This is a genomic window from Alkalibaculum bacchi, from assembly GCF_003317055.1.
Classification (GTDB): domain Bacteria; phylum Bacillota; class Clostridia; order Eubacteriales; family Alkalibacteraceae; genus Alkalibaculum; species Alkalibaculum bacchi.
Genome location: NZ_QNRX01000011.1, coordinates 20,413 through 43,278 on the forward strand (window position 1 = coordinate 20,413; position 22,866 = coordinate 43,278).

General features: G+C 35.0%; 16 protein-coding genes, 1 pseudogene and 1 riboswitch. Of the genes and pseudogenes, 9 read left to right on the forward strand and 8 right to left on the reverse strand.

Features of this window, described 5'->3' with window-relative positions:
• The first annotated feature begins 250 nt into the window (after positions 1 to 250).
• The 4 genes and pseudogenes from DES36_RS09105 (at position 251) to DES36_RS09120 (ending at position 6,230) form a co-directional block, all read left to right on the forward strand.
• Positions 251 to 1,465, forward strand: a pseudogene (locus DES36_RS09105) (IS110 family RNA-guided transposase).
• A 441-nt stretch (positions 1,466 to 1,906) separates the two neighbouring features.
• Positions 1,907 to 3,328: a hypothetical protein gene (locus tag DES36_RS09110; RefSeq protein WP_113920916.1), complete on the forward strand. Its 1,422-nt coding sequence runs from the start codon at positions 1,907 to 1,909 to the stop codon at positions 3,326 to 3,328.
• A gap of 15 nt (positions 3,329 to 3,343) precedes the next feature.
• Positions 3,344 to 4,093, forward strand: a complete 750-nt coding sequence (locus DES36_RS09115; protein ID WP_113920917.1) for an ABC transporter ATP-binding protein — start codon at positions 3,344 to 3,346, stop codon at positions 4,091 to 4,093.
• A 1-nt stretch (position 4,094) separates the two neighbouring features.
• On the forward strand, positions 4,095 to 6,230 hold the full coding sequence (locus DES36_RS09120; RefSeq protein ID WP_113920918.1) for a hypothetical protein: 2,136 nt from the start codon (positions 4,095 to 4,097) through the stop codon (positions 6,228 to 6,230).
• Positions 6,231 to 6,365: 135 nt separating this feature from the next.
• Here DES36_RS09120 and DES36_RS09125 read toward each other — a convergent pair whose 3' ends face one another.
• From DES36_RS09125 to DES36_RS09140, 4 genes are read right to left on the reverse strand one after another with little or no spacing between them, the layout of a single operon-like run.
• A complete protein-coding gene (locus DES36_RS09125) occupies positions 6,366 to 7,118 on the reverse strand; it encodes an iron ABC transporter ATP-binding protein (RefSeq protein WP_113920919.1) in 753 nt (250 codons plus the stop codon).
• Positions 7,115 to 8,179: an iron chelate uptake ABC transporter family permease subunit gene (locus DES36_RS09130; protein ID WP_113920920.1), complete on the reverse strand. Its 1,065-nt coding sequence runs from the start codon at positions 8,177 to 8,179 to the stop codon at positions 7,115 to 7,117. The genes DES36_RS09125 and DES36_RS09130 overlap by 4 nt, the downstream gene beginning before the upstream one ends.
• Positions 8,176 to 9,189, reverse strand: a complete 1,014-nt coding sequence (locus tag DES36_RS09135) for an ABC transporter permease (RefSeq protein WP_113920921.1) — start codon at positions 9,187 to 9,189, stop codon at positions 8,176 to 8,178. The genes DES36_RS09130 and DES36_RS09135 overlap by 4 nt, the downstream gene beginning before the upstream one ends.
• Before the next feature lie 18 nt (positions 9,190 to 9,207).
• The gene (locus tag DES36_RS09140; RefSeq protein ID WP_113920922.1) at positions 9,208 to 10,230 is read right to left on the reverse strand and encodes a siderophore ABC transporter substrate-binding protein; all 1,023 of its coding nucleotides are present in this window, start codon (positions 10,228 to 10,230) and stop codon (positions 9,208 to 9,210) included.
• Positions 10,231 to 10,573: 343 nt separating this feature from the next.
• Between DES36_RS09140 and DES36_RS09145 the strand changes: the two genes are divergently transcribed.
• Positions 10,574 to 12,013 carry a nicotinate phosphoribosyltransferase gene (locus DES36_RS09145; RefSeq protein ID WP_113920923.1) on the forward strand — a complete coding sequence of 480 codons (1,440 nt, stop codon included), beginning with the start codon at positions 10,574 to 10,576 and terminating at the stop codon, positions 12,011 to 12,013.
• A gap of 427 nt (positions 12,014 to 12,440) precedes the next feature.
• Here DES36_RS09145 and DES36_RS09150 read toward each other — a convergent pair whose 3' ends face one another.
• The 4 genes from DES36_RS09150 to DES36_RS09165 form a co-directional block, all read right to left on the reverse strand.
• Positions 12,441 to 13,157, reverse strand: a complete 717-nt coding sequence (locus DES36_RS09150; protein ID WP_113920924.1) for a hypothetical protein — start codon at positions 13,155 to 13,157, stop codon at positions 12,441 to 12,443.
• Between the two features lie 473 nt (positions 13,158 to 13,630).
• Entirely contained in the window at positions 13,631 to 14,599 is a 969-nt protein-coding gene (locus DES36_RS09155; protein ID WP_113920925.1) for an acyl-CoA dehydratase activase, read from the reverse strand.
• Positions 14,587 to 15,681 (reverse strand): acyl-CoA dehydratase activase-related protein, encoded by a 1,095-nt coding sequence (locus tag DES36_RS09160; RefSeq protein ID WP_113920926.1) that lies wholly within the window; start codon positions 15,679 to 15,681, stop codon positions 14,587 to 14,589. Before DES36_RS09160 ends, DES36_RS09155 begins: the two co-directional genes overlap by 13 nt.
• Complete coding sequence (locus DES36_RS09165; protein ID WP_113920927.1) at positions 15,653 to 16,573, reverse strand: acyl-CoA dehydratase activase-related protein; 921 nt, start codon at positions 16,571 to 16,573, stop codon at positions 15,653 to 15,655. Before DES36_RS09165 ends, DES36_RS09160 begins: the two co-directional genes overlap by 29 nt.
• Before the next feature lie 257 nt (positions 16,574 to 16,830).
• Here DES36_RS09165 and DES36_RS09170 point away from each other — a divergent pair, with 257 nt between their 5' ends.
• The 4 genes from DES36_RS09170 to nuoE all read left to right on the forward strand — a co-directional run bounded on the left by DES36_RS09170 (position 16,831) and on the right by nuoE (position 22,697).
• Entirely contained in the window at positions 16,831 to 18,606 is a 1,776-nt protein-coding gene (locus tag DES36_RS09170) for a phospho-sugar mutase (protein WP_113920928.1), read from the forward strand.
• Between the two features lie 287 nt (positions 18,607 to 18,893).
• A complete protein-coding gene (locus DES36_RS09175) occupies positions 18,894 to 20,006 on the forward strand; it encodes an aminopeptidase (protein ID WP_113920929.1) in 1,113 nt (370 codons plus the stop codon).
• A gap of 439 nt (positions 20,007 to 20,445) precedes the next feature.
• Positions 20,446 to 21,426, forward strand: coding sequence for a CPBP family intramembrane glutamic endopeptidase (locus tag DES36_RS09180; RefSeq protein WP_113920930.1), 981 nt, complete (start codon positions 20,446 to 20,448; stop codon positions 21,424 to 21,426).
• Positions 21,427 to 21,918: 492 nt separating this feature from the next.
• Positions 21,919 to 22,040, forward strand: a riboswitch (molybdenum cofactor riboswitch).
• Positions 22,041 to 22,190: 150 nt separating this feature from the next.
• Entirely contained in the window at positions 22,191 to 22,697 is a 507-nt protein-coding gene (nuoE, locus tag DES36_RS09185; protein WP_113920931.1) for an NADH-quinone oxidoreductase subunit NuoE, read from the forward strand.
• Positions 22,698 to 22,866 lie beyond the last annotated feature (169 nt).

The window sequence follows — 22,866 nt, forward strand, 5'->3', positions numbered from 1 at the left end:
ACCCAACAGCCAGTTGGGACTTATCCTTCTCATTGTTTAAGCTGTATAATGGTTAGGCATTGGTCTGACTGATCACTCCTTGGACCCCAACATAGGCGTCCGTAAGAAAGCCCGTCAACCAGCCATCATTTGCAGCCGTTCGATTTATGCAGGTTGAACTGCCATGTGTACGTTCGTTTGATACCCAGGAGATTGAATAAGCAATGAGATAAGCTGGAACCATGCAAATTCAATTTCGGAGGTACATAGAATGTACAACGCAGTAGGTATTGATGTTTCAAAAGGCAAGAGCACCATCGCAGTCCTGCAGCCTGGTGGGGCGACTATTCGTAAACCCTTTGATGTGTCTCATACATCCGCAGCGATGAATGAACTCTCCAAATATCTTGGCACCCTAGAAGGCGACACTAAGATTGTTATGGAGTGTACTGGCAGATATCACGAGCCTATAGCAAATACTTTGCATGAAGCTGGATTCTTCGTTACAGTGGTAAACCCTCACCACATTAAAAACTTCGGCAACAACTCACTACGTAAGGTTAAATCTGATCCTGCTGATGCCAAGAAAATCGCACGCTATACTCTTGACAACTGGGCTGAATTACGGCAATATTCGAGTATGGATAATATACGTACTCAGTTAAAAACTTTAAATTCGCAATTCAGCTTCTTTATGAGGCAAAAAGTTGGCGCAAAATCAAATCTGATTGCACTATTGGACAATACATATCCCGATGTGAACAAACTCTTTAACAGCCCTGTCCGTGAGAACGGAAGCGAAAAATGGGTGGATTATGTATCCTCCTTCTGGCATGTGGACTGTGTCCGCAAAATCGGCTTAAAGGCCTTTACAGAGCGTTACAGAGCTTTCTGCAAGAAGAATCAGTATAACTTTCAGCCTTCAAAACCGGAGATACTATTTAAGGCCTCCAAAGAACTTGTTGCCGTTTTCCCGAAAGAGAAAACGTACAAGCTGTTGATCCAACAAAGTATTCAGCAATTAAACCTTGCTTCACAACATATCGAGCAGCTTCGCAAAGAAATGGATAGCCTTGCCAGCTCTTTGCCTGAGTATACAACCGTCATGAGTATTTATGGTGTAGGTAAAACTTATGGTCCTCAGCTCATTGCCGAGATTGGTGACGTATCAAGATTCACCCGCAGAGAAGCCTTAACAGCCTTTGCTGGCGTTGATCCTGGTGTAAATTAATCTGGTCAACACAATAAGAAGAGCAACAGAGCTTCCAAGGTAGGCTCTGCAAAGCTTCGCAAAACACTGTTCCAGGTCATGACCACCTTGCTCCAGAATGCGCCTGAAGATGATCCTGTATACCTTTTCCTTAACAAGAAACGGGCAGAAGGTAAACCTTACTATGTCTACATGACTGCTGGAGCTAATAAGTTCCTCCGCATCTACTATGGTAAGGTCAAAGAGTGTCTGCGTAATTTAGAGCAGAACAACTAATTTCTCTCCATATCTCCTCCTTTTTACAAACCGGCTTTTCAGGCGGTTTTAGTGTTGTGCCCAAAAATCAATCTGAAATATTTTCAAAAAACACTTGACTTTTTATTAGCAGGCTTTCTTGATTAAGCCGCACTTGCTGCAGTATTTATAAGTTTATTAAAAAACAATTCTTTATAAAATGACTTCGTTCGACAAAATGTTTAATAAATATGTAGTATTCTTAAGATATATAGTTAAATAATATACAATATGCTATATATTACAATAATATGGTGTGTATATTATATTATCATTTAAAAAATAACTAGATTAAAGACCTAAATTATAATAGACAAGCTAATAAAGTATGAAACATACTTTATGTTCTATATTGCTATTTATGTTTGGTATTATATGCTTTTATAGTAATAAAAACTACGATTTACTTTAGGAGAAACATATATGCAAAAAAAAAGGTTTAAGATTCTATCTAGCATCCTAGTTTTGTTATTGATTTTAACTTTCGTACTCTTGTGTAGAAAAAACCGGCCTATATCGGAATCTTCTGTTTATATGAATTCATATGCTACAGGAGATGTAGTCTATGGTGCCAGTGCCCTTGGGTTTACATATAGTGTTAGTGATTACGGTATATTTTATCTTAAAGATACAAAAATGCAATATTATGATTTAGAAGCAAAGGACTCTTATATGCTCTGTGGAAAAGCGAATTGCCATCATTCTAACTCTAACTGTAGTGCACGATATGAAAATATGGGAGATGTAACTGGATTAGCCATGTATGGCGAAAATGTGTATGCAATAAAATTAAACCAAGAAAGTAACACATACGATCTATTTACAATGGAGCCTTCAGGCAATAATCAAAAGATTCTTTACTCCTTAGATATTGGCAATTATGTTCCTGGTTCTTGGGTATTAAACGGTATCGGTGATGTTTATTATGCAGGTGGTATGGCATGGTTTACAACGCATTATCAATATATTGGAGAACCGATGCAAGACAATAGTGAATTAGAACAGTTACAAAGCACAGTAGTCTTAGGTATAAATCTTAAAGACGGAAAAGCAACAGCGCTAAATGAACTACCTAAAGAAGGAACTAGATATGAGTCTAAGAACAATGCTGCATATGAATTTGAGTTTATCTCAAAAGATTATGTGTTGATCAGCAAAAGTTGGAACAATTTAGAGCAAATGACGAAAAATGAATTTCAAAAAGCCTATGATCAAGGTGAATTTGAGAAATTTGATAGCAATGTAGATCCATATTACGAGTACATAACATCATGGTATGAAGAGAACAAAGAGCCAATGTTTCAATACCTCTTATATAATATGCACACTGGAAAATTGACAGAATTGGAAAATGGAAAACGTAGTCCTGATTACGGTGGAGATGGGCAAATAGCAGGGTATTATCTACCATATATCTTTATTGACACATATGAGGGTCAGTTGCTATATCAAAATCTAAACTATGAAAGTCCCGATACATCAATATATCTTTTAGATATTGCGACAGACGAAAAGAAGTTGGTACTAGAAATAAAAAACGGTAGCACTCTTCTTACTTCCAATCCAGGCAGTGTTTCTCCAAGTCTAATTGATGGTGAAAAGCTATTGTACTGTCTCTACCGTGAAGATGAAAAAGTAGATATTTGCTATTATGATATGAATTCAAAAGAGCATACTAAACTATTTCAAGATGATAGAGCAATTACCTTTAGAATGATAGGGGAAACAGCCGAAAAATACATAGGTGTTATTTATAACTTTATACTGGAACAGCCTGTTGTTCACATGATCGACAAGGAAGAGTATTATAAGGGAAATCTAGAAGCAGCAGAGAAATTGTTTTAATTAAGGAGTTAAAGGATGGAGCTTACTGTAGAAAATTTGTACAAAAATTATGGTCAAAAGGTAGCTTTGAAAGGTGTTAGCTTTGTTTTAGGTCAAGGAGTCTATGGTCTTTTAGGGCCGAATGGTTCAGGGAAAAGCACATTGATGAACATTTTAACAGGGAATGTAAGAGCTACTTCTGGTACAGTGTTTTGGAATGGCCAAAATATAGCTGAAATGGGAAAGGATTATCGCAAAATCTTAGGATATGTTCCACAGCAACAAGCTCTATACCCAGACTTTACAGGAATGAGGTTTTTATCTTATATAGCTACTCTTCAAGGTTTAAAATCAAAAGAAGCTAAGGAGAGAATTTCATATGCATTAGATGTAGTAGAACTCTCCCATGTGTCTAGCAAGAAGATTCGAAGTTATTCTGGAGGGATGAAACAGCGATTACTCATTGCTCAGGCCATATTAACAGATCCTAAAGTACTCATTATGGATGAGCCAACGGCTGGTCTAGATCCTAAGCAACGTGTGTTGATGAGAAACCTAATTGTAGAAATTGCCTCTGACAAGGTTGTTTTAATTGCTACACATGTAGTATCAGATATTGAATGGATTTCAAAAGAAATATTGCTGTTAAAGGAAGGTTCGCTTATTCAAAAAGGTAATAGGGATTTATTGATTAGGAGTATACAGGAAAAGATAGAGACAAGCAGTAAGCGCAATAAAAAGAATGTTGATTTAGAAGACATTTACCTGTATTATTTTGGAGAATGATATGATAAGGATTATCTATTATGAAGGGCGTAAACTATTTCATAGAAAAGTGGCTTGGTTTGTTATTTTCGGACTCATTTTGGCAAATGGTCTCGTTACTTATTATAATATCTATCGTATAAACGAAGAGGGCTATTGTATAAAGGATGTGTCCTCTGTCTACGAAGAATTAGATAATAAAAGCAACCAGGAACAGCACATGTGGATACAGACACAAATAGAACTCTACTATCAGGGCATACAGGAAGGAGAGCAATTATTCTCCTATGGAACGGAACGTGTATTTCACCTGATTTTAGAGCAAATTAAAATCATCTCTCAGTATGATGATTATCTAGCTGAAATGGATTTTCAAGCAGAAAAGATGATGAAGTCTTCTGTTTTTACCGAGCCAAATACATTTGCTTACAGAAATTTACTTCAGACACCTAAGGCCTATGAGCATCTCAAGGGGGTAGAAGTAGTGTCTGATTTTTCCTATGGAGTTCTTATTTTAACAGATCATCAGATAACGGATGCTTTTCTTCTTTTAAGTTTAATCATTTTTGTCATGCATTTATTGATTTCTGAGAGAGAAGAAGGAACGCTGCCTTTAATCAAAGCTACAAAAAACGGGTATGGAATTACTATAGCAGCAAAGGCAATCCTTTTATTGTTGCTTACCATTTTATTTGTACTGATCTTTTACGGTTTTAATCTTGTAGTATCGGCAAAAGAAGTAGGCTTAGGGGATTTGAGCCGACCTATTCAATCTCTTGAAGGCTATATTTCTAGCCCTTTTAAATTTACTGTATTAGAATACATAGTGCTATTTTTTATTGGAAAAGTTCTGGGTATCTTTGCTGTAATATCTGTTTTTTTCTTGATGTGTATCTTATGCAGAAATAATGTACTTTCGAGTCTTATTGCTATTTTTATCTTTGGTATTGAAGCTATATTTTGTACTACTATTGATATGCATTCATGGCTTAGCCCATTAAGCCAGTTCAATTTGATAGCATTGCTAGATACCAGTCATTATTTCTCTAATTATGTGAATATCAATTTATTTTCCTATCCTGTAAATATAGTTATTTCAGGTATTATTACTGCTCTTATAGCAATTATCTTAGGCAATAGTATTGGAATGTATATTTATGTTACAGAGACATCCTCCCAAGAGAGGCGAAATTGGATTGGAGAAAAAATGAAAGCGAAAAGAAGAGTTCTGTTTTTTACAGGGCATTATTTCAGCCTATTAAAGCATGAAAGCTATAAGCTGTTGATTATGAATAAAGGTCTACTTATTTTGCTCATCTTCTTAGGCATACAGTTTTTTTATTTTGGAGATTTAGTGTATATTATTGATCAGGAAGAACTATATTATCAGCAGTATTCGACTATCCTTTCAGGAAAATTGTCTCATGATAAAGAGGTGTTTATACAGCAGGAACAGAATCAATTTGAAGAAGTAGAAAAAGAGAAAGAAAGATTAATGAAAAGCTACGAAAAGGGCGACATAGACGATAGCTACTTCGATTATTTGCTTGCTGGGCTTGAAATCAATGGATATGAAGAGCGAGGTTTTAAAAGAGCACAAAATCAATATCAAATATTAAATACAATAGAACGAGAAAAATATCCTGTAGAGTACGTATATCAAACGGGTTGGAATAGTTTATTTGCTCAAGAAGCAAGACAATTAGACTTAATAGATTATGGAAAGGCATTTATAGTGTTGATTTTAGGAATATCCTCCTTTGGTTCCATAGAAAAAATGACAAACATGGATTCGATTATAGCTATTTCCAACAGAGGAAGAAAAGCTGTAATTGGATGGAAGGTATTCATTTGTATTTGCCTTGCCATCGTTAGTGCAATGATCTCTTTCTTGCCAAGGATTATTGTTATATTTCAAACCTATGGAATAAAGGGATTACAGGCACCTGTAAGGAGTATTATAGAAATATCATGGGCATTTAATGATCTTTCTATTCTAAGCTTTTTCATTCTTTATCAGGTTAAACGTTTATTTATAGTAGGACTGGCTAGTATATTTATTCTTACGGTATCCTATAGGAGCGGGAATACAATAACGACCATGCTGATTTCAACAGCTGTATTATTGCTACCTATTATGATTTTATTGTTAACCTGAATGTTTGAATAGTATTTGTGAGGTCCAGGCAGTATTAGCCGCGTATGTAATGAAATAGATGGTCAGTTTTAAGGTAGTCAGTAACAACTTATTCCTCGTGATAGATGACATTTGGTTTTGCTGACCACCTGATAACTAATAAATCGCTACCCGCCCATAAGGACCATCGATAATTTCGATCTTCGTTTCGAAAATATCCGTTAAAATTTCTCCGTTCATAACTTCTTCTACTGTTCCAAAAGTTGCAATTTTTCCATCCTTCATAGCACAAATACGATCAGAATATTTGGCTGCAAAATTTATATCATGCATAACAGTCAGAATGGTTCTTCCAAATTCATCAGCGACATTTCTCAAATGCTCCATCATTTGAACAGAACGTGCAACATCAAGATTGTTCAGAGGCTCATCTAAAAGTACGTACTCCGTCTCTTGACATAAAACCATTGCTACATATGCTCTTTGTCTTTGACCGCCAGAAAGCTCATCTAAATATCTGTTTTCTAGATCAGATAAGCCTAAAAAATCGATATATTTAGAAATAATAGCCTCATCCTCATTGGTTAATCTTCCCTTTGAATAAGGAAAACGCCCAAATCCAACTAATTGTCTAATCGTTAGCCTTGTTACAAAATGATTTTCTTGCCTTAAAATAGTTAAAATCTTTGCTAAGTCTTCTGATTTCGACTTGGCAATATCCATATTCGCTACCTGAATTTGCCCTTCATCCATATCTAAAAGTCTTCCGATCATCAAAAGTGTGGTAGACTTACCAGCACCATTTGGACCAATTAAAGAAGTAAGACCTGCCTTTGGAATTGTGATATTCAAAGGACCTATTCCTACCTCATTGTTATACACTTTTTTAGCGTTATCTATCTTTATCATAATGATCCCTTCCTTAAAATTGCAATTAAAAATGTGATTCCGCCAAACATTTCGATAATAACTGAAACCACACCCTGAGCATTAAATATATGATACATAAAAAAGTACGCACCTGTTATGATCAAAAATCCTATGGCAAGAGCCATTGGGAAAATATATCTATGGTCATAAGTTGGCGCCGCTTGGTAACTCAAAGTTGCAACTAAAAAACCATAGAAAGTAAGTGGGCCAACTAAAGCCGTTGAAACGGACATCAATATAGAAACGAATATGAGAGTAAAAATTAGGCTAAATTGATGATGAACTCCTAAGGATGTAGTAACACTCTTTCCAAGGGATAGTACATTTAATTTCTTCGAATAAGTAAGTATAACGAATGCTGCAATTATTACAATTGGGATGGCGATAACAAAATATTCAGAATCCGCATTATTGACAGAGCCAAACAATCTAGCCTGTAAAACATCAAACTCAGAAGGCGCAAGGAGTGTTCTCATAAAAGTAGATAAAGACTTCAGCCCAGTTCCAATAATAACGCCAACCAAAAGCATTAGTTGTAAATTTCCATATTTTCCAGACAGCAACCATCCATAAAGTATTAAACACATGACGACCATAGCAACAACCTGAAATATAAAGGACTCAATGCCACTAAAACTTATAAATGCGCTAGCACCAAATAAAAACATTGTACTAGTTTGAATGGTTGAATAAAGTGCTTCAAAACCTAAAAGTGAAGGAGTAATAACCCTATTATTCGTAATCGATTGGAAAACAACAGTAGATAAGCTCTGACATACTGCAGCAATAATCATTGCAACAAGAGCTACCACCCTTCTTCTAACAACAGGAATAAAAGAAGGAGAGTCTATTGGAACTGGATTGTTATAAACTAAAAGCCCGTAGGAAGCAAATGCGCCCAAAGCAATCAGTATTATCAGTAAAATCCAATAGCGTTTTTCTTCTTTTTTAGAACGAAAAGCTCTAGCTGATCTATTATCATTATAAAGGCTAGGAGCAATTTTAAAATTTATTTTACTATTACATTCTAATGCCTTCATCTCGCTTTTCTCCTTCTCAATAAAATAGCAATAAATACAACTGCCCCTACAGATCCAAGTATTAAAGATACAGGTACTTCAAAAGGCATTATAATTGTTCGAGAAATGATATCAGATGCAGTAATAGTTCCCATTCCTAGCACGCATACCCAAGGTAAATTACCTCTAAGATCATCACCTCTATATATTGAAACGATATTTGGCACAATTAAACCTAAAAAAGGTAAGTTTCCGATAACAGCCGCAACGATTCCAACCGCGAATGAAATAAGACCAGTACCTAAAAGAACAATCTTATTATAATTTAATCCAAGACTTGTTGTAACATCTTCCCCCAGACCTGCTAAAGTCAATCGATCAGCATAAAGAAAAATAAGAAAAGTAACGACGACAATTAGCCATAGATATTCATATCGTCCAATTTGAACGGATGCAAAAGAACCTACAAACCAAGTTTCAATATTTTGCGTCATTTGAAAAACCAATCCTATAAAAGTAGAAATTGCGGAGATGACTGCTCCAAGCATCATCCCAATAATGGGGACAATTAAAGAGGAACGAAGCTTAATTTTTCTCAGAAATAAAAAGAAGATCATCGTTCCTACAAAGGAAAAAATGATTGCACCAGTCATTCTTTGCACTAGAGTTGGGGCGGGAAATATTAAATAAACAAAAAGAAGTCCTAAGCCTGCCCATTCAATCGTTCCTGTTGTGGTAGGTTCAACTAAGCGATTCTGTGTGATGAGTTGCATTACTAAGCCAGCCATTGACATTGCAGCTCCAGTAAGCATTAGAGCAGCTGTTCTTGGAACACGAGTAATGAAAAACATATCCATTCCATCGGCCTGTCCTCGTATATCATATACCCCGGTGAAGAGTGATACAATACCCAGGGTGATAACAGCTATAATCGCTAATATAAAAGATTTTGTCCATATTCTATTGTTGTTGTGACGTTGGGGCCGAGATATCCCAGCCCTAGTCTTATTTTGTATTGTACTTTTTAGCACTATAATGCACTCCTTTAACTACTTCGCTAAAGCGCTTGCCAAATCCTTAAATAACTCTAGATAAGTTTGTATAGATTCATTTGTGTAAGTATCTTCTGGTGCATAAACTATTTTTCTTTCAGTAACAGCAGTTATGTTTTTAAGAGCAGGTGAATTATCTATAACATCCTGAGCTGGAACTGCATCCGTTGTAGAAGATACTGATGCATCACGGTCTAGTACAAAAATCCAGTCAGGATTACTTTGCGCAATAGCTTCAACAGAAACATCATCACCCTGATGATCTGAAGATGTACTGTCGATTTCTAATGCTGGAGTCCATTCAAAAATATCATACATTGGTCCCCAAACACGTCCAGAACTAGGAGCTGAAAAACCTATATCTCCACCAGAAACTACAATGCCCATAATAGTATCCGTTCCATTATATGTAGATTTAGCATCTTCAATCGCTTTATCAAAATCAGCTACTAATTTTTCAGCCTCTTCCTTTTTATCGAAAATTTTCCCCAAAGCGATTGTAGAATCCTTAAGTCCATTTACTAAATTTTGTCCAGGTGTATCAGCCTCCTCAGAAACATCAACATTAAGATCGATAACAGCTGCATTTGGTACTAATTCTTTTATATCTTCATAGAAGCTAGCAAATCTTTGACCAACAATTACAAGTTCAGGGTCTGCAGCTGCAATCATTTCAAGATTTGGTTCGCGGTGATTTCCAATATCTAGAACGGACTCATCACTTACATATGGCGAATCCGCAGGCATTACACCCTTTGGAACAGCTGCTAATTCAACGCCCCAATCAGCTAAAGTTTCAAAAGTCCTATTATCCAAAGCAACTACATTCTTTGGGTTTACAGGAACAGTAACAGTTCCATGAGCATCAGTGATTTCAACTGTTAAAGCTTCAGTTGACGTATTTACCTGCTCATTTGTTTCAGATTCAGCAGTTTCATTACTTGAATTTGAGCAAGCTGTAAATAGTAAAGCAAAAATGGCAATAATAGCAGTGAATTTAAAAAATTTAGATTTTCTCATACATTTCTCTCCTTATTATGTAAGTATTATTGGCAAGCAGATTATTGAATCAATGAAATAAATATCTACATGATTTTTAGGCGTAATTGAAATAATGATGATCTCTATTTCGCAATAGACCACAGCGATATACAAAATATCGATATTGATAATCATTATCAATAATCTGATTTTCGTTAATTGTATCAAAGCAAAAAAATATTGTCAACTATTTTTGATAGCTGATAATAAAAAAACTGATTAACATTTTAAAAAAACATAAATTAAGAAAGGTACAATTGATTGCAATAATACCCTCAGAAGTGTACAATAACAATAATTGAATGAAATATGGAGGTATAATATGTATCACAATAGATCGGTACAATTATCTACAGACTATTATCAACTGAGCATGGGCAATGTGTATATAAGTGACGATAAAAAGGACGATATAGCAGTCTTTGATTTGTTTATTAGAAAAAATCCTTTTAAAGGCGGATATACTGTCTGTGCAGGATTAGAGCAAGTTATTAGCTACTTAACAAATATACATTTTACAGAAGAAGATATTGAATTATTAAAGAAACACCATCCTGAATTTTCAGAGGAATTTTTAGAATATCTTCGAAACTTTAAGTTTACAGGCGAACTATATGCCATTCCAGAGGGCACTATTGTATTTCCTCAGGAACCTATACTCAGGGTAAAGGCTCCATTAATTCAAGCTCAGATTATTGAGACCACATTACTAACTATAGTCAATCATCAAACACTAATAGCTACTAAAGCATCTAGAATTGTACAAGCTGCAGGTGGGGATCCAGTACTTGAGTTTGGACTAAGGAGAGCTCACGGAACGGAAGCAGGTCTATATGGAGCTCGAGCTGCTATTATTGGTGGTTGTGCTGGTTCAAGTAATGTAGAATCAGAATACTTAGTGGACATGCCTTCAAAAGGGACCATGTCTCACAGTTTTATTTTGAGTTATGATGATGAGTATGAGGCTTTTGAAAAGTTCTCAGAGCATAATCCAGACAATCTCACCTTATTGGTTGATACCTATAATACATTAGAGTCAGGAATGCCTAATGCCATAAAGCTCTTTACAAAATTAAAAGGAGAGAATAAGCTTCCAAAAATTTATGGCATTCGTTTAGATTCTGGTGATTTAGCCTATTTGAGCAAAGAGTGCAGAAAGATGTTAGATAAGGCTGGATTACAGGAAGCAGTGATTTCCGCTTCTTCGGATTTGGATGAATATTTAGTCCGAGATTTAAAATTACAGGGTGCTAAAATTTCTCTATGGGGAATAGGCACAAAATTGATTACAGCATATGACCAGCCTGCTCTCGGTGCAGTGTACAAAATGTCTCAAATTGAACACAATGGACAAGTAATGAATAAACTAAAAATATCAAATGACCCAGGCAAGATTACAAATCCTGCTTACAAAAAGGTCGCTCGAATTTACGATAAAGCATCCAATAAAGCCTTAGCAGACCTTATAATGTTAGATGATGAAATCATCGATGAAACGCAACCTCTAACAATTTTCCACCCTGTTTATACGTGGAAAAAAACAGTTCTCACCAATTATAGATTAAAAGATTTGTTGGTTCCTATTATAATTGACGGTAAATTAGTATATGACAAGCCTTGTGTCAAGGAAATTCAAAGTCACTTAAAGGACGAATTAAATACTATGTGGACAGCTATTACAAGATTTACAAATCCTCATGAATACCATATAGATTTATCCCAGAAATTGTGGACACTGAAAAATGATTTGTTAAATGCCTAAAAACAGGTGATAAGGTGGTCAGGTGGTCAGCAAAACCGTACTCGCCTCTAGGCGAGATAAATACTTTCTAAATAGTAAGGACACATTATCTATTTGGGATTTTGCAATAATTCTCAATTCTAAATTGTAGATTTTCAATTGCATGGAAAGCACACGTAAGTCATACATAAAAAGCAGAGTATGAAAGTATACTCTGCTTTTTATTATTGTAATAGAAAAGTCCTACTTTTGACATTGGCTCCTGCTCAGTCATTCTGAGCGCAAGCGAAGGATCTAGACCCGAAAAGAATACCCGAATACTTGCGACTAAAGACTAATGACTAGCGACTAATGCGCCGCAGGGGCTCTTCTTGTTGACCTCAAATACCCTATTTTTCAAATGTTTTTACATAGAACTTATAACATATAACTTAGAACTAAAGCGCTTTTATTTTTCTTCGTTATCATTACTCTCTTCTTCTGTTGCAGCGTCTGTTGCCTGAGAATCTTCTAAAGTTGTAGGATCAACCTTTTTAACGGTTATAATATTCGTATTTAATCCTAGGCGCTTTTGTAGTTCTTTTGAAATCTCTAGATTAATTACAATTTCATTATTGAGATTACTAAAAGTATAAGTTGTCGACGAAATCTTGTCCTCCTCAGATCCAGAAGTATTGGTAGGTTTTACATTTAAAAATTTAATATGTGTTGAGAACAAATCCCCGCTTATTTTACCTTTATTATGTATCTCTGTAGGTAAGGCGATATACGGTGCCTGTGCTTCTGAAACGATTAATTTAAAAGAATTTTCGCTTGTTTCGATAATGCCATCTTGAGGAATAGAAACTTCATCTACTAATATGGAATATTTCCACTGCTCCTGAGCAATTTCAGTAAGGTATGTTTCACTCATAGGTTCCGTAAGTTTAGTGATAAATTGTAGATAGAATTGCTTTTCTTCTTCTGAAGCCTTTTTAATAGTTTTTAATTCTTGAATCTGACTATTTAATTCTTCCTTTTCTGTTTTTAACTTATCGATATCGTCTTCAAGAGTCTCAATTCTTTCAATGTTTATATTATTTTCATCTATAATATCCTGATTGGAGCAACTCGTCCCCATTAATAGTAAAAATATGCATAAAGATAATAATATTCTTCTATTCAAATAATCACCCCTTAAGCAAAGTTCTAATTCATTATAATACCTATTTCGCTATTTTTAAAGGTTAAATTGTAAACAAAGTATATCAAATAGCTTACATTTTCTTAAATTTATAGAAATCAAGAAAAAAATATAGATTTTTTTAATTGCATACTCCTGTATAAATAGTATACTTTATGTATTGAAATACCATACGCGTTAAAAGTTAGAAAAAATTTATCTCTTAAGGAACAACAAAGCAAGGCGTTTATTATTAGAGAAACAAGAAAGTATAGTTAAAAAAATTTCGAACCAACAAAGCCACTACAAATTTATAGAGTAGTGGCTTTAATCTTATAGTAGTGAAGTTCTATTTTACACATTAAAATGCGTAAATTATTACTATGCTAATACTAGCTCTAGTAGCTAAATGACCCAAAAGGAATGCAATATGCTGATGACTGACGACTGATTGCTAAAGCGTGTAAGCGCTTTGCTTATTTATTAATAGAAATATATGATTTACTTTGGCTCCATTTACCACACTGATCACCAAAACACCCTACTAAAGTAGATTCGTCTTGCATTATTGTGACTACTTCACAGCAATTAGGGCATCCTTCACATTCAAAGCTGGTGGATTTAAAATTGCTTGATGCCGTTTGAAAACCTCTAAATGAAGTACTTGTCTTTTTCACTTCAGAAGCTAAGATGCCTGCGCCAATAGCACCCATTATGTGATGGTTCTCAGGTACATATAATTCCTTTTGAAGTGTCTTCTCAAAAGCTGCCTTGATCCCTATATTAGCAGCTACGCCACCTTGGAAAAAAACAATATCATGGATCTGTTTGCCCTTTGCTACATTCGCTAGATAATTACGGACTAATGCTTCACATAGGCCAGAGATGATATCGGGAGTACTGTAGCCCATGCCTTGTTTGTGAATCATATCCGATTCAGCAAAAACACTGCATCTGCCAGCTATTCGAGTTGGTAAAGTAGATTGTAAAGCGTATTCTCCAAATTTTTCGATAGGAATCTGTAGTCTTTCAGCTTGTCTGTCTAAAAAAGAACCTGTTCCTGCTGCACAGACCGTATTCATAGCAAAGTCTACTACAATGCCTTTGTTTAGGAGTATAATTTTAGAGTCTTGACCACCAATTTCAATGATGGTCCTTACATCTTTATTTAAGTGTAAGGCTGCCACAGCATGAGCAGTAATCTCATTTTTAACTAAATCAGCCCCTAAAATATAGCTGGCTATATTTCTTCCACTTCCAGTGACGCCAACAGCGGTAATTTGTTTGTCGTCAAATGTTTGGGAAAGACAGCACAAACCTTCTTTAATCGCATCTATAGGTCTGCCATTTGTCTTTAAATAAAGGTGTTCTACCACCTCATAATTTTTGTTTAATAGCACAAAATCCGTGCTGACGGATCCTACGTCTACACCTAAATAGTACATGGTGTTTTTCTCCTCTCTAATAAATCTAGAAACGCCTCAATTCTAGTAGTATATCCAGCATCGCTTGACATTTCATCCATGACTAAGGTCATTATAGGGAAGTCTTTATCTCTTGAAATACTCGGTAGTATGGCCTTAGAGACTACTTCAGGCATGCAACCTGATGGAAAGATCTGTATGGCACCATCATATAATTGATTGTGAGCCATGACGGCCTCAGATATGCATTCTCTAGCGTGCCCACCAACCCAATAGGGCAGATAGTCTTTGGAGAAATCTTTTGTTTGAATGCCATTGAGTTTAACGAGTTTAAGCAGTGAATCTTTGATCCACCAACTTGCAGAAAGCCTTCTAGAAGTGCTAACGCCATAATCCATTAGTTTTTCTTCAATATTCAAATTAGAAAAGCCATCAATTATGGTATAGATTTCACCAATAATAGCAATTTTTAAGGGACATTTTTTTATGGTATCTATTTTTATTCCATGGATTTTTCTTTGATACTCTTTCAAAACCGCTACTGCTCTTTTGGGATTGTCCTCTTTATAGGACTCCCGCAATGCTCTTTTAAGTAGCTTCTTAGATTCGCCTGGCACTTCCTCATATCCTGAATTCAAATGAGCAGTAGCTTCTAGATCATCGATAATATTCATGGCGTGAATACCTCTTAAAATCGACTTAGCCCGTTCTCTATTGCTTACGACAACTTCCTTGAATAGGGCTTTAATATCTAGGATATTTGAATCCTTTCTTAATTGATCTGGTAGATCCGCCACAATAAACCGAACATCATAACCAGCTTTTCTAAGCAATCGAACCTGAAGTTCACTATATTCACCAAACCTACAAGGACCGCAGCTGCTTACCAATAATATAGTATCTGCACCCTGCTCTATGCTTTGAATATAATTTCCCATCATAATTTTAAAGGGAAGGCACATTTCTTCAGGTGAAATTTTTGAGCCTATTTCCAAGGATTTTTTGTTGGAAATAGGTGGAATGATATAATCTACATTTAATCCGTCCAGCAGAATTTTTCCTGCTAAGTATATATTACCCATGTGTGGAAATGTCAAAATCAAGGTACTCTCTCCTTTTTAGCATATCTGTAAAAGCCTCAATCCTAGTATCCATGCCGGCCTGTCCAGAATGTTCATCAAGCTTTAAGACTAAAATAGGAAGGTCTTCTAGTATATCTTCCAGCAATTCAATGGCTACAGAGTCAATACCACATTGAAAGGAAGATAAATAAATAATCCCGTCTACTAAGTGGTTCTTCATGAAGTAAACTCCTGAGCCTACAGCGTTAATCATATTGCTCCAAAAAGGCCTTTTTACTAATTCTTTCATAATGTCATTTTTGTGATCGATATCTATCACGTTTTCTGTAATGACGCCTGTTCCAAGGTCGTGTAATTTCTTAATAACATTCATGTTTACGTGCTTGTCGTAAAGGCTGTATGGATGACCTAAAAGGGCAACTTTATAAGGGTACTCACTGTCATTTATACCATTTTCTTGTGTAAATAGATAATTTATTGAGGAAGCATAAGCTCTTTCAATATTTCTCTTGTTTTTACCTAAGAGCTTACCTAATTTCCTGCACCAATTATATATGCTTTTTCTATTGTTTAATTCAATAGGCAAGGTAGTAATAGTCGGAAGATCCGATATGCTATTTTGAATCATCTCTGGAATACCACAAAACTTAGGACAGATGTATTTGCCATCTACCTCCCTTACAATTCGTGGAGTTATAATCAAATCGCATTTATCTTTTAAATAGGACACATGTCCATGAAATACTTTTATAGGCAAGCAGGCTTCATCTACGCAAGTGGCAATTCCTTCGTTTAATATGTTCTTATTCGTATCTGGCGATGATATATAGGATATATGAAGATGGTTTAGAAATTCTTCTAAAAATTTATGATGCTTATAATAGTAAAGGCCTTTCGGCAAACCTACGATCAATAAGATCCCTCCTTAGACACATGGTTTATTATGAAGGTTTTTCTCTTTTTTATACATTTTTAAACCATAATTTTACAACTATGGAGTGTACACTTGATGTATACTATATATTCTAGTTATTAAAAATAATCCTACATTGTATTTAGAATATTTATTTTCATATGTGTCTTCATTTTGTTAATACATAAAGACACAAAAATAAGAGCATATTATGTTATAATAAAAAAGGTATATTACAGTTATTTACAAAGAAGATAATGGATTTAAGAAAACATATAAATATCAAGGGGGATATTGGATTGTACAAAGATAAATATAATTTATGGATGAATAGTGAATTCGTAGATGAAAAGACAAAAGAAGAGCTAAGGAGTATTGCTGATGATCCCAAGGAATTAGAGGACCGGTTTTATCAAAATTTAGAATTTGGTACTGCTGGTCTTCGAGGTATTCTTGGAGCAGGTAAAAATCGTATGAATAAGTACACAGTAGGCTTTGCAACTCAAGGTCTAGCAAACCATATTGCAAAGTGGGGCCAAAAGTATAAGGACAAAGGGGTCGCTATTGCTTACGACTCTAGAAATATGTCTGAAGAATTTGCCAAAACTACAGCTCTAATTTTATGTGCTAATGGAATACGAACTTATCTTTTTGATTCTCTAAGACCTGTGCCCGTCTTATCTTTTGCAATCAGGCATTTAAAATGTATTAGTGGGATTGTCATTACGGCAAGCCATAATCCTCCAGAATATAATGGTTATAAAGTCTATTGGAAAGAAGGCTATCAATTGACGCCAAACCAAGCTCAAGAGATTAGCGACGAAATCAGCCTAATATATGATTTTAAATATATCAAGACTATAGATGAAGAGGATGCCATTGCTCAAGGCTTCCTTCACTATATATCTTCAGAAATAGATGGTCCATACAATGACGCTATTGTGTCTCAGTGCTTAAACAGGGAGTTAATAGTAGAAAAAGGAAATCATCTTAATATTGTGTATTCTCCATTACATGGCTCTGGGAATGTTCCATTGAGGAAGGCGTTGAAATCAGTTGGATTCGAACATGTCTATGTAGTTAGAGAACAAGAAAAACCAGATGGGAATTTTCCTACTGTGAAGGTGCCGAATCCAGAAGAAATCTCCGTATTTGAATTAGCAAAAAAACTTGCTAACGAGAAAAATGCAGATATTATAATTGCTACAGATCCAGATGCGGATCGAATTGGTATAGCTTATAAAGATAAGAAGGGAAATTATATTAATTTATCTGGAAATCAGATAGGATGTATTTTAGAATATTACCTTATTAGCCAATTAAGGGAGAAAGGCGATTTGCCTAAAAATGGCGTCATTATAAAGAGTATTGTTTCTACGGATTTAGTAGATCGAATTGCAGATGATTTTAACGTAAATGTGGAAAGTACTCTTACAGGGTTTAAGTATATTGGAGAAAAGATTGAGGAATACGCCAATACAAAATTGAGAAAGTACATCTTAGGATTTGAAGAAAGCTATGGATATTTAGTGGGGGATCATGCAAGAGATAAAGATGCTGTAGGAGCTTCTTTGATTCTTTGTGAAATGGCATTGTACTATAAAGAAAATGGCAAGAATTTAGGAGATGTGTTAGAAGAAATTTATCAAGCTTATGGCTATTATATTGATTGTATAGAATCCATTAAGCTTGGAGGAAAGGAAGGTAGCGAAAGGCTGAAAAAAATCGCAGCTTTCTTCCGAAAAGATCTTCCTATGAAATGGGCTGGATTAAATGTACAGTATATTGAAGATTATCTTCAAGGAAAGAGAAATACTGTTGGAGAAGGCACCGAAAAATTAAGTTTACCTCAATCAAACGTGATTAAAATTTATTTAGAAGACGATAGCTGGTTTTGTGTAAGACCTTCCGGAACAGAACCTAAAATCAAGATATATTTCTCTATCAGAGGAAAAACGCTAGAAGAAGCAAAAAACAAATTAGAAGCTATTAGAGATGAAGTGATGAAAAAGGCTATAGAAGCACAAAATTAAAAGTTGAAGGCGCAAAGCTGAAAAGGAGAAAAGTTAAACTCGCCTTTAGTCGAGGTAATGACCCGAGCTTCAGCTCCGTCATCCACAGTACTAGGAACCAAGCAACGAAGGATCGCTACATGCTAGTTATTAAAGCATAAACTACTAAAAGATGGTTTAATAATAATCTCTATATATAAAGAAAGTTAAGGGAGACAATTTTCACTTAACTTTTTTTATTAAGGAAAAGATATAATAGCAAATTGCAAACGAATAATAAATATATTTATAAAAAAAGGAGGAATATCATGGCTGATATTCGAATTAAAAAGTACGCTCAAACTTTAATTAACTACTCTCTTAAAGTAGAAAAGGGCAATTTGGTGGTAATACAAGGTTATCCTGTGGCATATCCTTTAGTTGAAGCTTGTTATGAAGAAATTATTAAAGCAGGTGGCCATCCTTATGTGATTTTAAAACACGATCTTAATGAAATTCTCCTCAAGGAAGGAAGTGAGGAACAGCTTACTTATGTTTCCTCAATATCGGAGGAGATTGTAAAAAGGGCAGATAAGCTCTTAAATATTGGTGGTGGAAACAATACAAAATACATGAGTAATATCGACCCTAAAAAGATATCCACATTCAACAAAGCTCGTGCAAATGTAAGCAAACTGCAGTCAGAGCGCAGCGCAAAAGGTGAATTAAATTGGACACTATGTATGTACCCCACACAATCTTCTGCTCAAGAAGCAGGCATGTCTTTAAGGGAATACGAAGAATTTATTTATAGTGCTTGTTTCTTAAACGACGAGGATCCCGTTGCATCTTGGATTAAGATTAGAGAAAGCCAGCAACATATCGTAGATTATTTAAATAGTAAAAAGCATTTGCGGATTGTTTCCAAGGAAACAGATATTGAAATGGACATTGAATCAAGGATTTGGATGAACTCGGATGGACGCAATAACTTCCCTAGTGGAGAAGTTTATTCAGGACCTATAGAAGATAGTGTAAATGGAAAAATTCGATTTAGTTTTCCAGGAATTTATTCAGGACAGGAAATAGAGGACATACGCCTTACCTTTAAAGATGGGATTGTAGTAGAAGCAACTGCATCAAAAGGGCAAAAATTATTAGAGGCTTTAATAGATATTGATCCTGGAGCTAGAAGGGTAGGAGAGGTAGCTATAGGAACCAACTACAATATCAATCGATTCACTAAAAATATGCTCTTTGATGAAAAAATCGGTGGAACAATTCACCTAGCTTTAGGCAAATCCTATCCTTTAAGCGGCGGAAGAAACACATCAGCCATTCACTGGGATATGCTGTGCGATATGAGGGACGGAGGCGAAATCTACGCAGATGGAGAACTGTTCTACAAGGACGGGAAAGTGCTAGATAAGGTGGTAAGGTGACAAGGTAGTAAGGTGGTAAGCAAATATGCGACTTACGTCCCAATGAACAGTGAACAATGAATGATGACCAATATAAAGATTTAGTGAGTCGCATATTTGTACTGTTCCATATTCGATGTTCATTTTTCATTGTTCATTGAAGGTTTTGTATTTCATTCTAATGATTATTCATTATGTAGTTTATACGTTATAGCTAGAGCCTAGAGATCCTTCGGTAGCGCTCTGGATGACTGAGGTAATTGGGTTAGGGCTGACTCTGTGGGTCTAAGGTTTTTCGCTGCGTTTTAGAATAAAAAAAGTAGGTGCTTAGGTCTTTACCTTACGCGAAGGCGAGTTTGGTTTTTCCCGTCCAACTGCCCAACGAACCAACCGTCCAACCTTCACTGCTTTTATATAGAGCTTACAACTTGAAACTTAGAACTAAAAAGGGGGTGTATTTGTGTTTCAGATTAACAAATCAAATACTTATTTAAATGACTTTAATCTCTACTCCAAAGTTACCTATGAAAAATTAGGGAGGTTCAAGCTCGTTGCTTGGTTATTGATATCTTTCTTAGCTATGGTATTACAGATTGTTCCTTCTCTTCTTATCAGCTTCGTTATTGGTGCTATTATAGGTGTTTACGCTATTGTAACAGGTAATATAAGCATTTTAGAGGGTCAGCTTTATAGTAATTCAGCTATGATGTCTTGGATTAGCTTAGTCCTTGATACAGGAAGTGTTATACTCTTTTTTATCTTTTATACGAGGGTAATTGAAAAAAGGCCCTTTGCTACTATTGGATTAAATCAGGAGAATAAACTAAAAAAGTACATAAAAGGAGCTCTTGTCGCTATTGGAATGCAACTTTTTTATTTTGTAGCCATCATAGCTTTTGGATGGGGTGAGGTAGTTCGTGAACCTATTTATGCGACTTCAGGCATAGGAACATCTGCAATTCCATATGTATTGTTATTTCTTGTAGGCTTTATGATTCAAGGGGCAAGTGAGGAAGTTGTGGTGCGAGGGTGGATGATGCCAGTATTGTGTAGATATTATAAAGTCCCTATAGCAATTATCGTATCCTCTCTGTTTTTTAGCTTTTTACATATGGGAAACCCTAATGTCAGTGATTTAGCACTAGTAAATTTGGCCTTATACGGAATCTTCGCAGCTCTGTATGCCATAAATGATGGAGGTCTATGGGGGATTTTCGCACAGCACTCTGTATGGAACTGGTTTATGGGTAATGTTTTAGGATTACCTGTTAGTGGAATGATTATAGGAAATGCAAGCATAATCGAGACTAAGTTGACAGGGCCAGATTTCATTACAGGAGGAAGTTTTGGACCAGAAGGAGGCATACTTGTCACAGTAATAGAACTAATTGGTATTGTCTATTTGTGTTATTCTTTAAGAAAAAAATACAGCAGCAATTAATTATAATTTTTCTCTTTTTATGAATTTGATCTCTTCAAAAATCAAATACATACATCCAATAAAATTTAATAAAAGTAATGTCTAAAGAATTTTCTGTAGTAGAGTTATTAATGATGTAAGATATATGTTTACGTTACAAACAAATGTAATGTAAACATATATCTTACATTCGTTTTTATTTAACACGAATATTCTAAACAAATGCACTAAAACAATATGTAAATCGTTGCTACATAGATACTACTTCTGATTATAAGTGACCTAAAACAGAACTTTTCTATTACAGAAAATAGAAATCTTAGCGACTACTTGGAAAAATAAGTAATAATTTGAATAAATTAATAACAAACTAAAACAAACCATAATAAATAAAAACAATCTAAAACAGTCTATAATTAGCTATAAACTAGTGATTTTAAGGTTTTAAGTTGTATCGTAAGTTTAAGATTTAACTAGACATTCTACTAAGAAATCGTTATACTAAAAGCATAAAAAATAAATATACTCCGAATTCATTCATTCTAAAGATAAAAATCTATGAATAATGAATCTATAGGGTATTGTCGGAAACGATAATGCCTCCCACTGTGGAAAGGAGAAGTACATAGTAAATTATACGGATGATACAGTCACTTGTTTTTTAAACGATTTCAAAGTGGCTATTAATACGTAGTTTTTACGTATCGTATTCTTGTGAAAACTCCTTTCCCTCGAGAAAAGGAGTTTTTTTATTATTAGGAAAAAACGAAAAGGGGGAAGTATGTATGGAGTTTACCTTTGATCTTGAAAAGAACAAAGAACAAATTCTAGAGTTTAAAGAGTTTATCTTAGAACACAAAGAAATGCCTGGAGCATTGATTCCAGTCCTACAAGAGGCCCAAGTTAAATTTGGGTATTTGCCTAGAGAAATTATGGCACTGATTGCGAAAGGGTTAGAGGTACCAGCATCAAAAGTATTTGGTGTTGCTACTTATTACTCTCAGTTTACCTTTATTCCTAAAGGAAAGCACAATATTAGCATTTGTCTAGGAACGGCATGCTATGTAAAAGGCGCACAAGATATTTTAGAAGAATTCCAAAATATCTTAGGAATAAAAGGTGGTGAAACGACTCCTGATCTTCAATTCTCTATTACAGATTGTAGATGTGTGGGAGATTGCAGTAAAGCACCAGTAGTAGTAATCGATGAAGACGTTTATGCGAAAGTTAAAAAATCGGATGTTAAGGATATAATAGCGAAATACAGTAAGGAGGTTGAGAACATTGATTAATAGAGAAGAATTACGTCGTATTCGTGAGTCTCATAAACCTGAATTAGAAGCAAAATTATTAGCTGATGGCATAGCAGAGATGAGAGACGGTCGTCTTGTCTTAGCTGGAGATTACTATAAAAAGCAAACAAGAGTTGCATTAAAAAATAGTGGTTTAATTGATCCTAAA

What these genes read in the sequence shown, in the direction of transcription:
- DES36_RS09120 (WP_113920918.1), top strand. Translation starts at nt 4,095, where the DNA reads ATGATAAGGATTATCTATTATGAAGGGCGTAAACTATTTCATAGAAAA.
- DES36_RS09130 (WP_113920920.1), bottom strand. Translation starts at nt 8,179, where the DNA reads ATGAAGGCATTAGAATGTAATAGTAAAATAAATTTTAAAATTGCTCCT.
- DES36_RS09125 (WP_113920919.1), bottom strand. Translation starts at nt 7,118, where the DNA reads ATGATAAAGATAGATAACGCTAAAAAAGTGTATAACAATGAGGTAGGA.
- DES36_RS09115 (WP_113920917.1), top strand. Translation starts at nt 3,344, where the DNA reads ATGGAGCTTACTGTAGAAAATTTGTACAAAAATTATGGTCAAAAGGTA.
- DES36_RS09155 (WP_113920925.1), bottom strand. Translation starts at nt 14,599, where the DNA reads ATGTACTATTTAGGTGTAGACGTAGGATCCGTCAGCACGGATTTTGTG.
- DES36_RS09145 (WP_113920923.1), top strand. Translation starts at nt 10,574, where the DNA reads ATGTATCACAATAGATCGGTACAATTATCTACAGACTATTATCAACTG.
- DES36_RS09170 (WP_113920928.1), top strand. Translation starts at nt 16,831, where the DNA reads ATGGATTTAAGAAAACATATAAATATCAAGGGGGATATTGGATTGTAC.
- nuoE (WP_113920931.1), top strand. Translation starts at nt 22,191, where the DNA reads ATGGAGTTTACCTTTGATCTTGAAAAGAACAAAGAACAAATTCTAGAG.
- DES36_RS09110 (WP_113920916.1), top strand. Translation starts at nt 1,907, where the DNA reads ATGCAAAAAAAAAGGTTTAAGATTCTATCTAGCATCCTAGTTTTGTTA.
- DES36_RS09175 (WP_113920929.1), top strand. Translation starts at nt 18,894, where the DNA reads ATGGCTGATATTCGAATTAAAAAGTACGCTCAAACTTTAATTAACTAC.
- DES36_RS09140 (WP_113920922.1), bottom strand. Translation starts at nt 10,230, where the DNA reads ATGAGAAAATCTAAATTTTTTAAATTCACTGCTATTATTGCCATTTTT.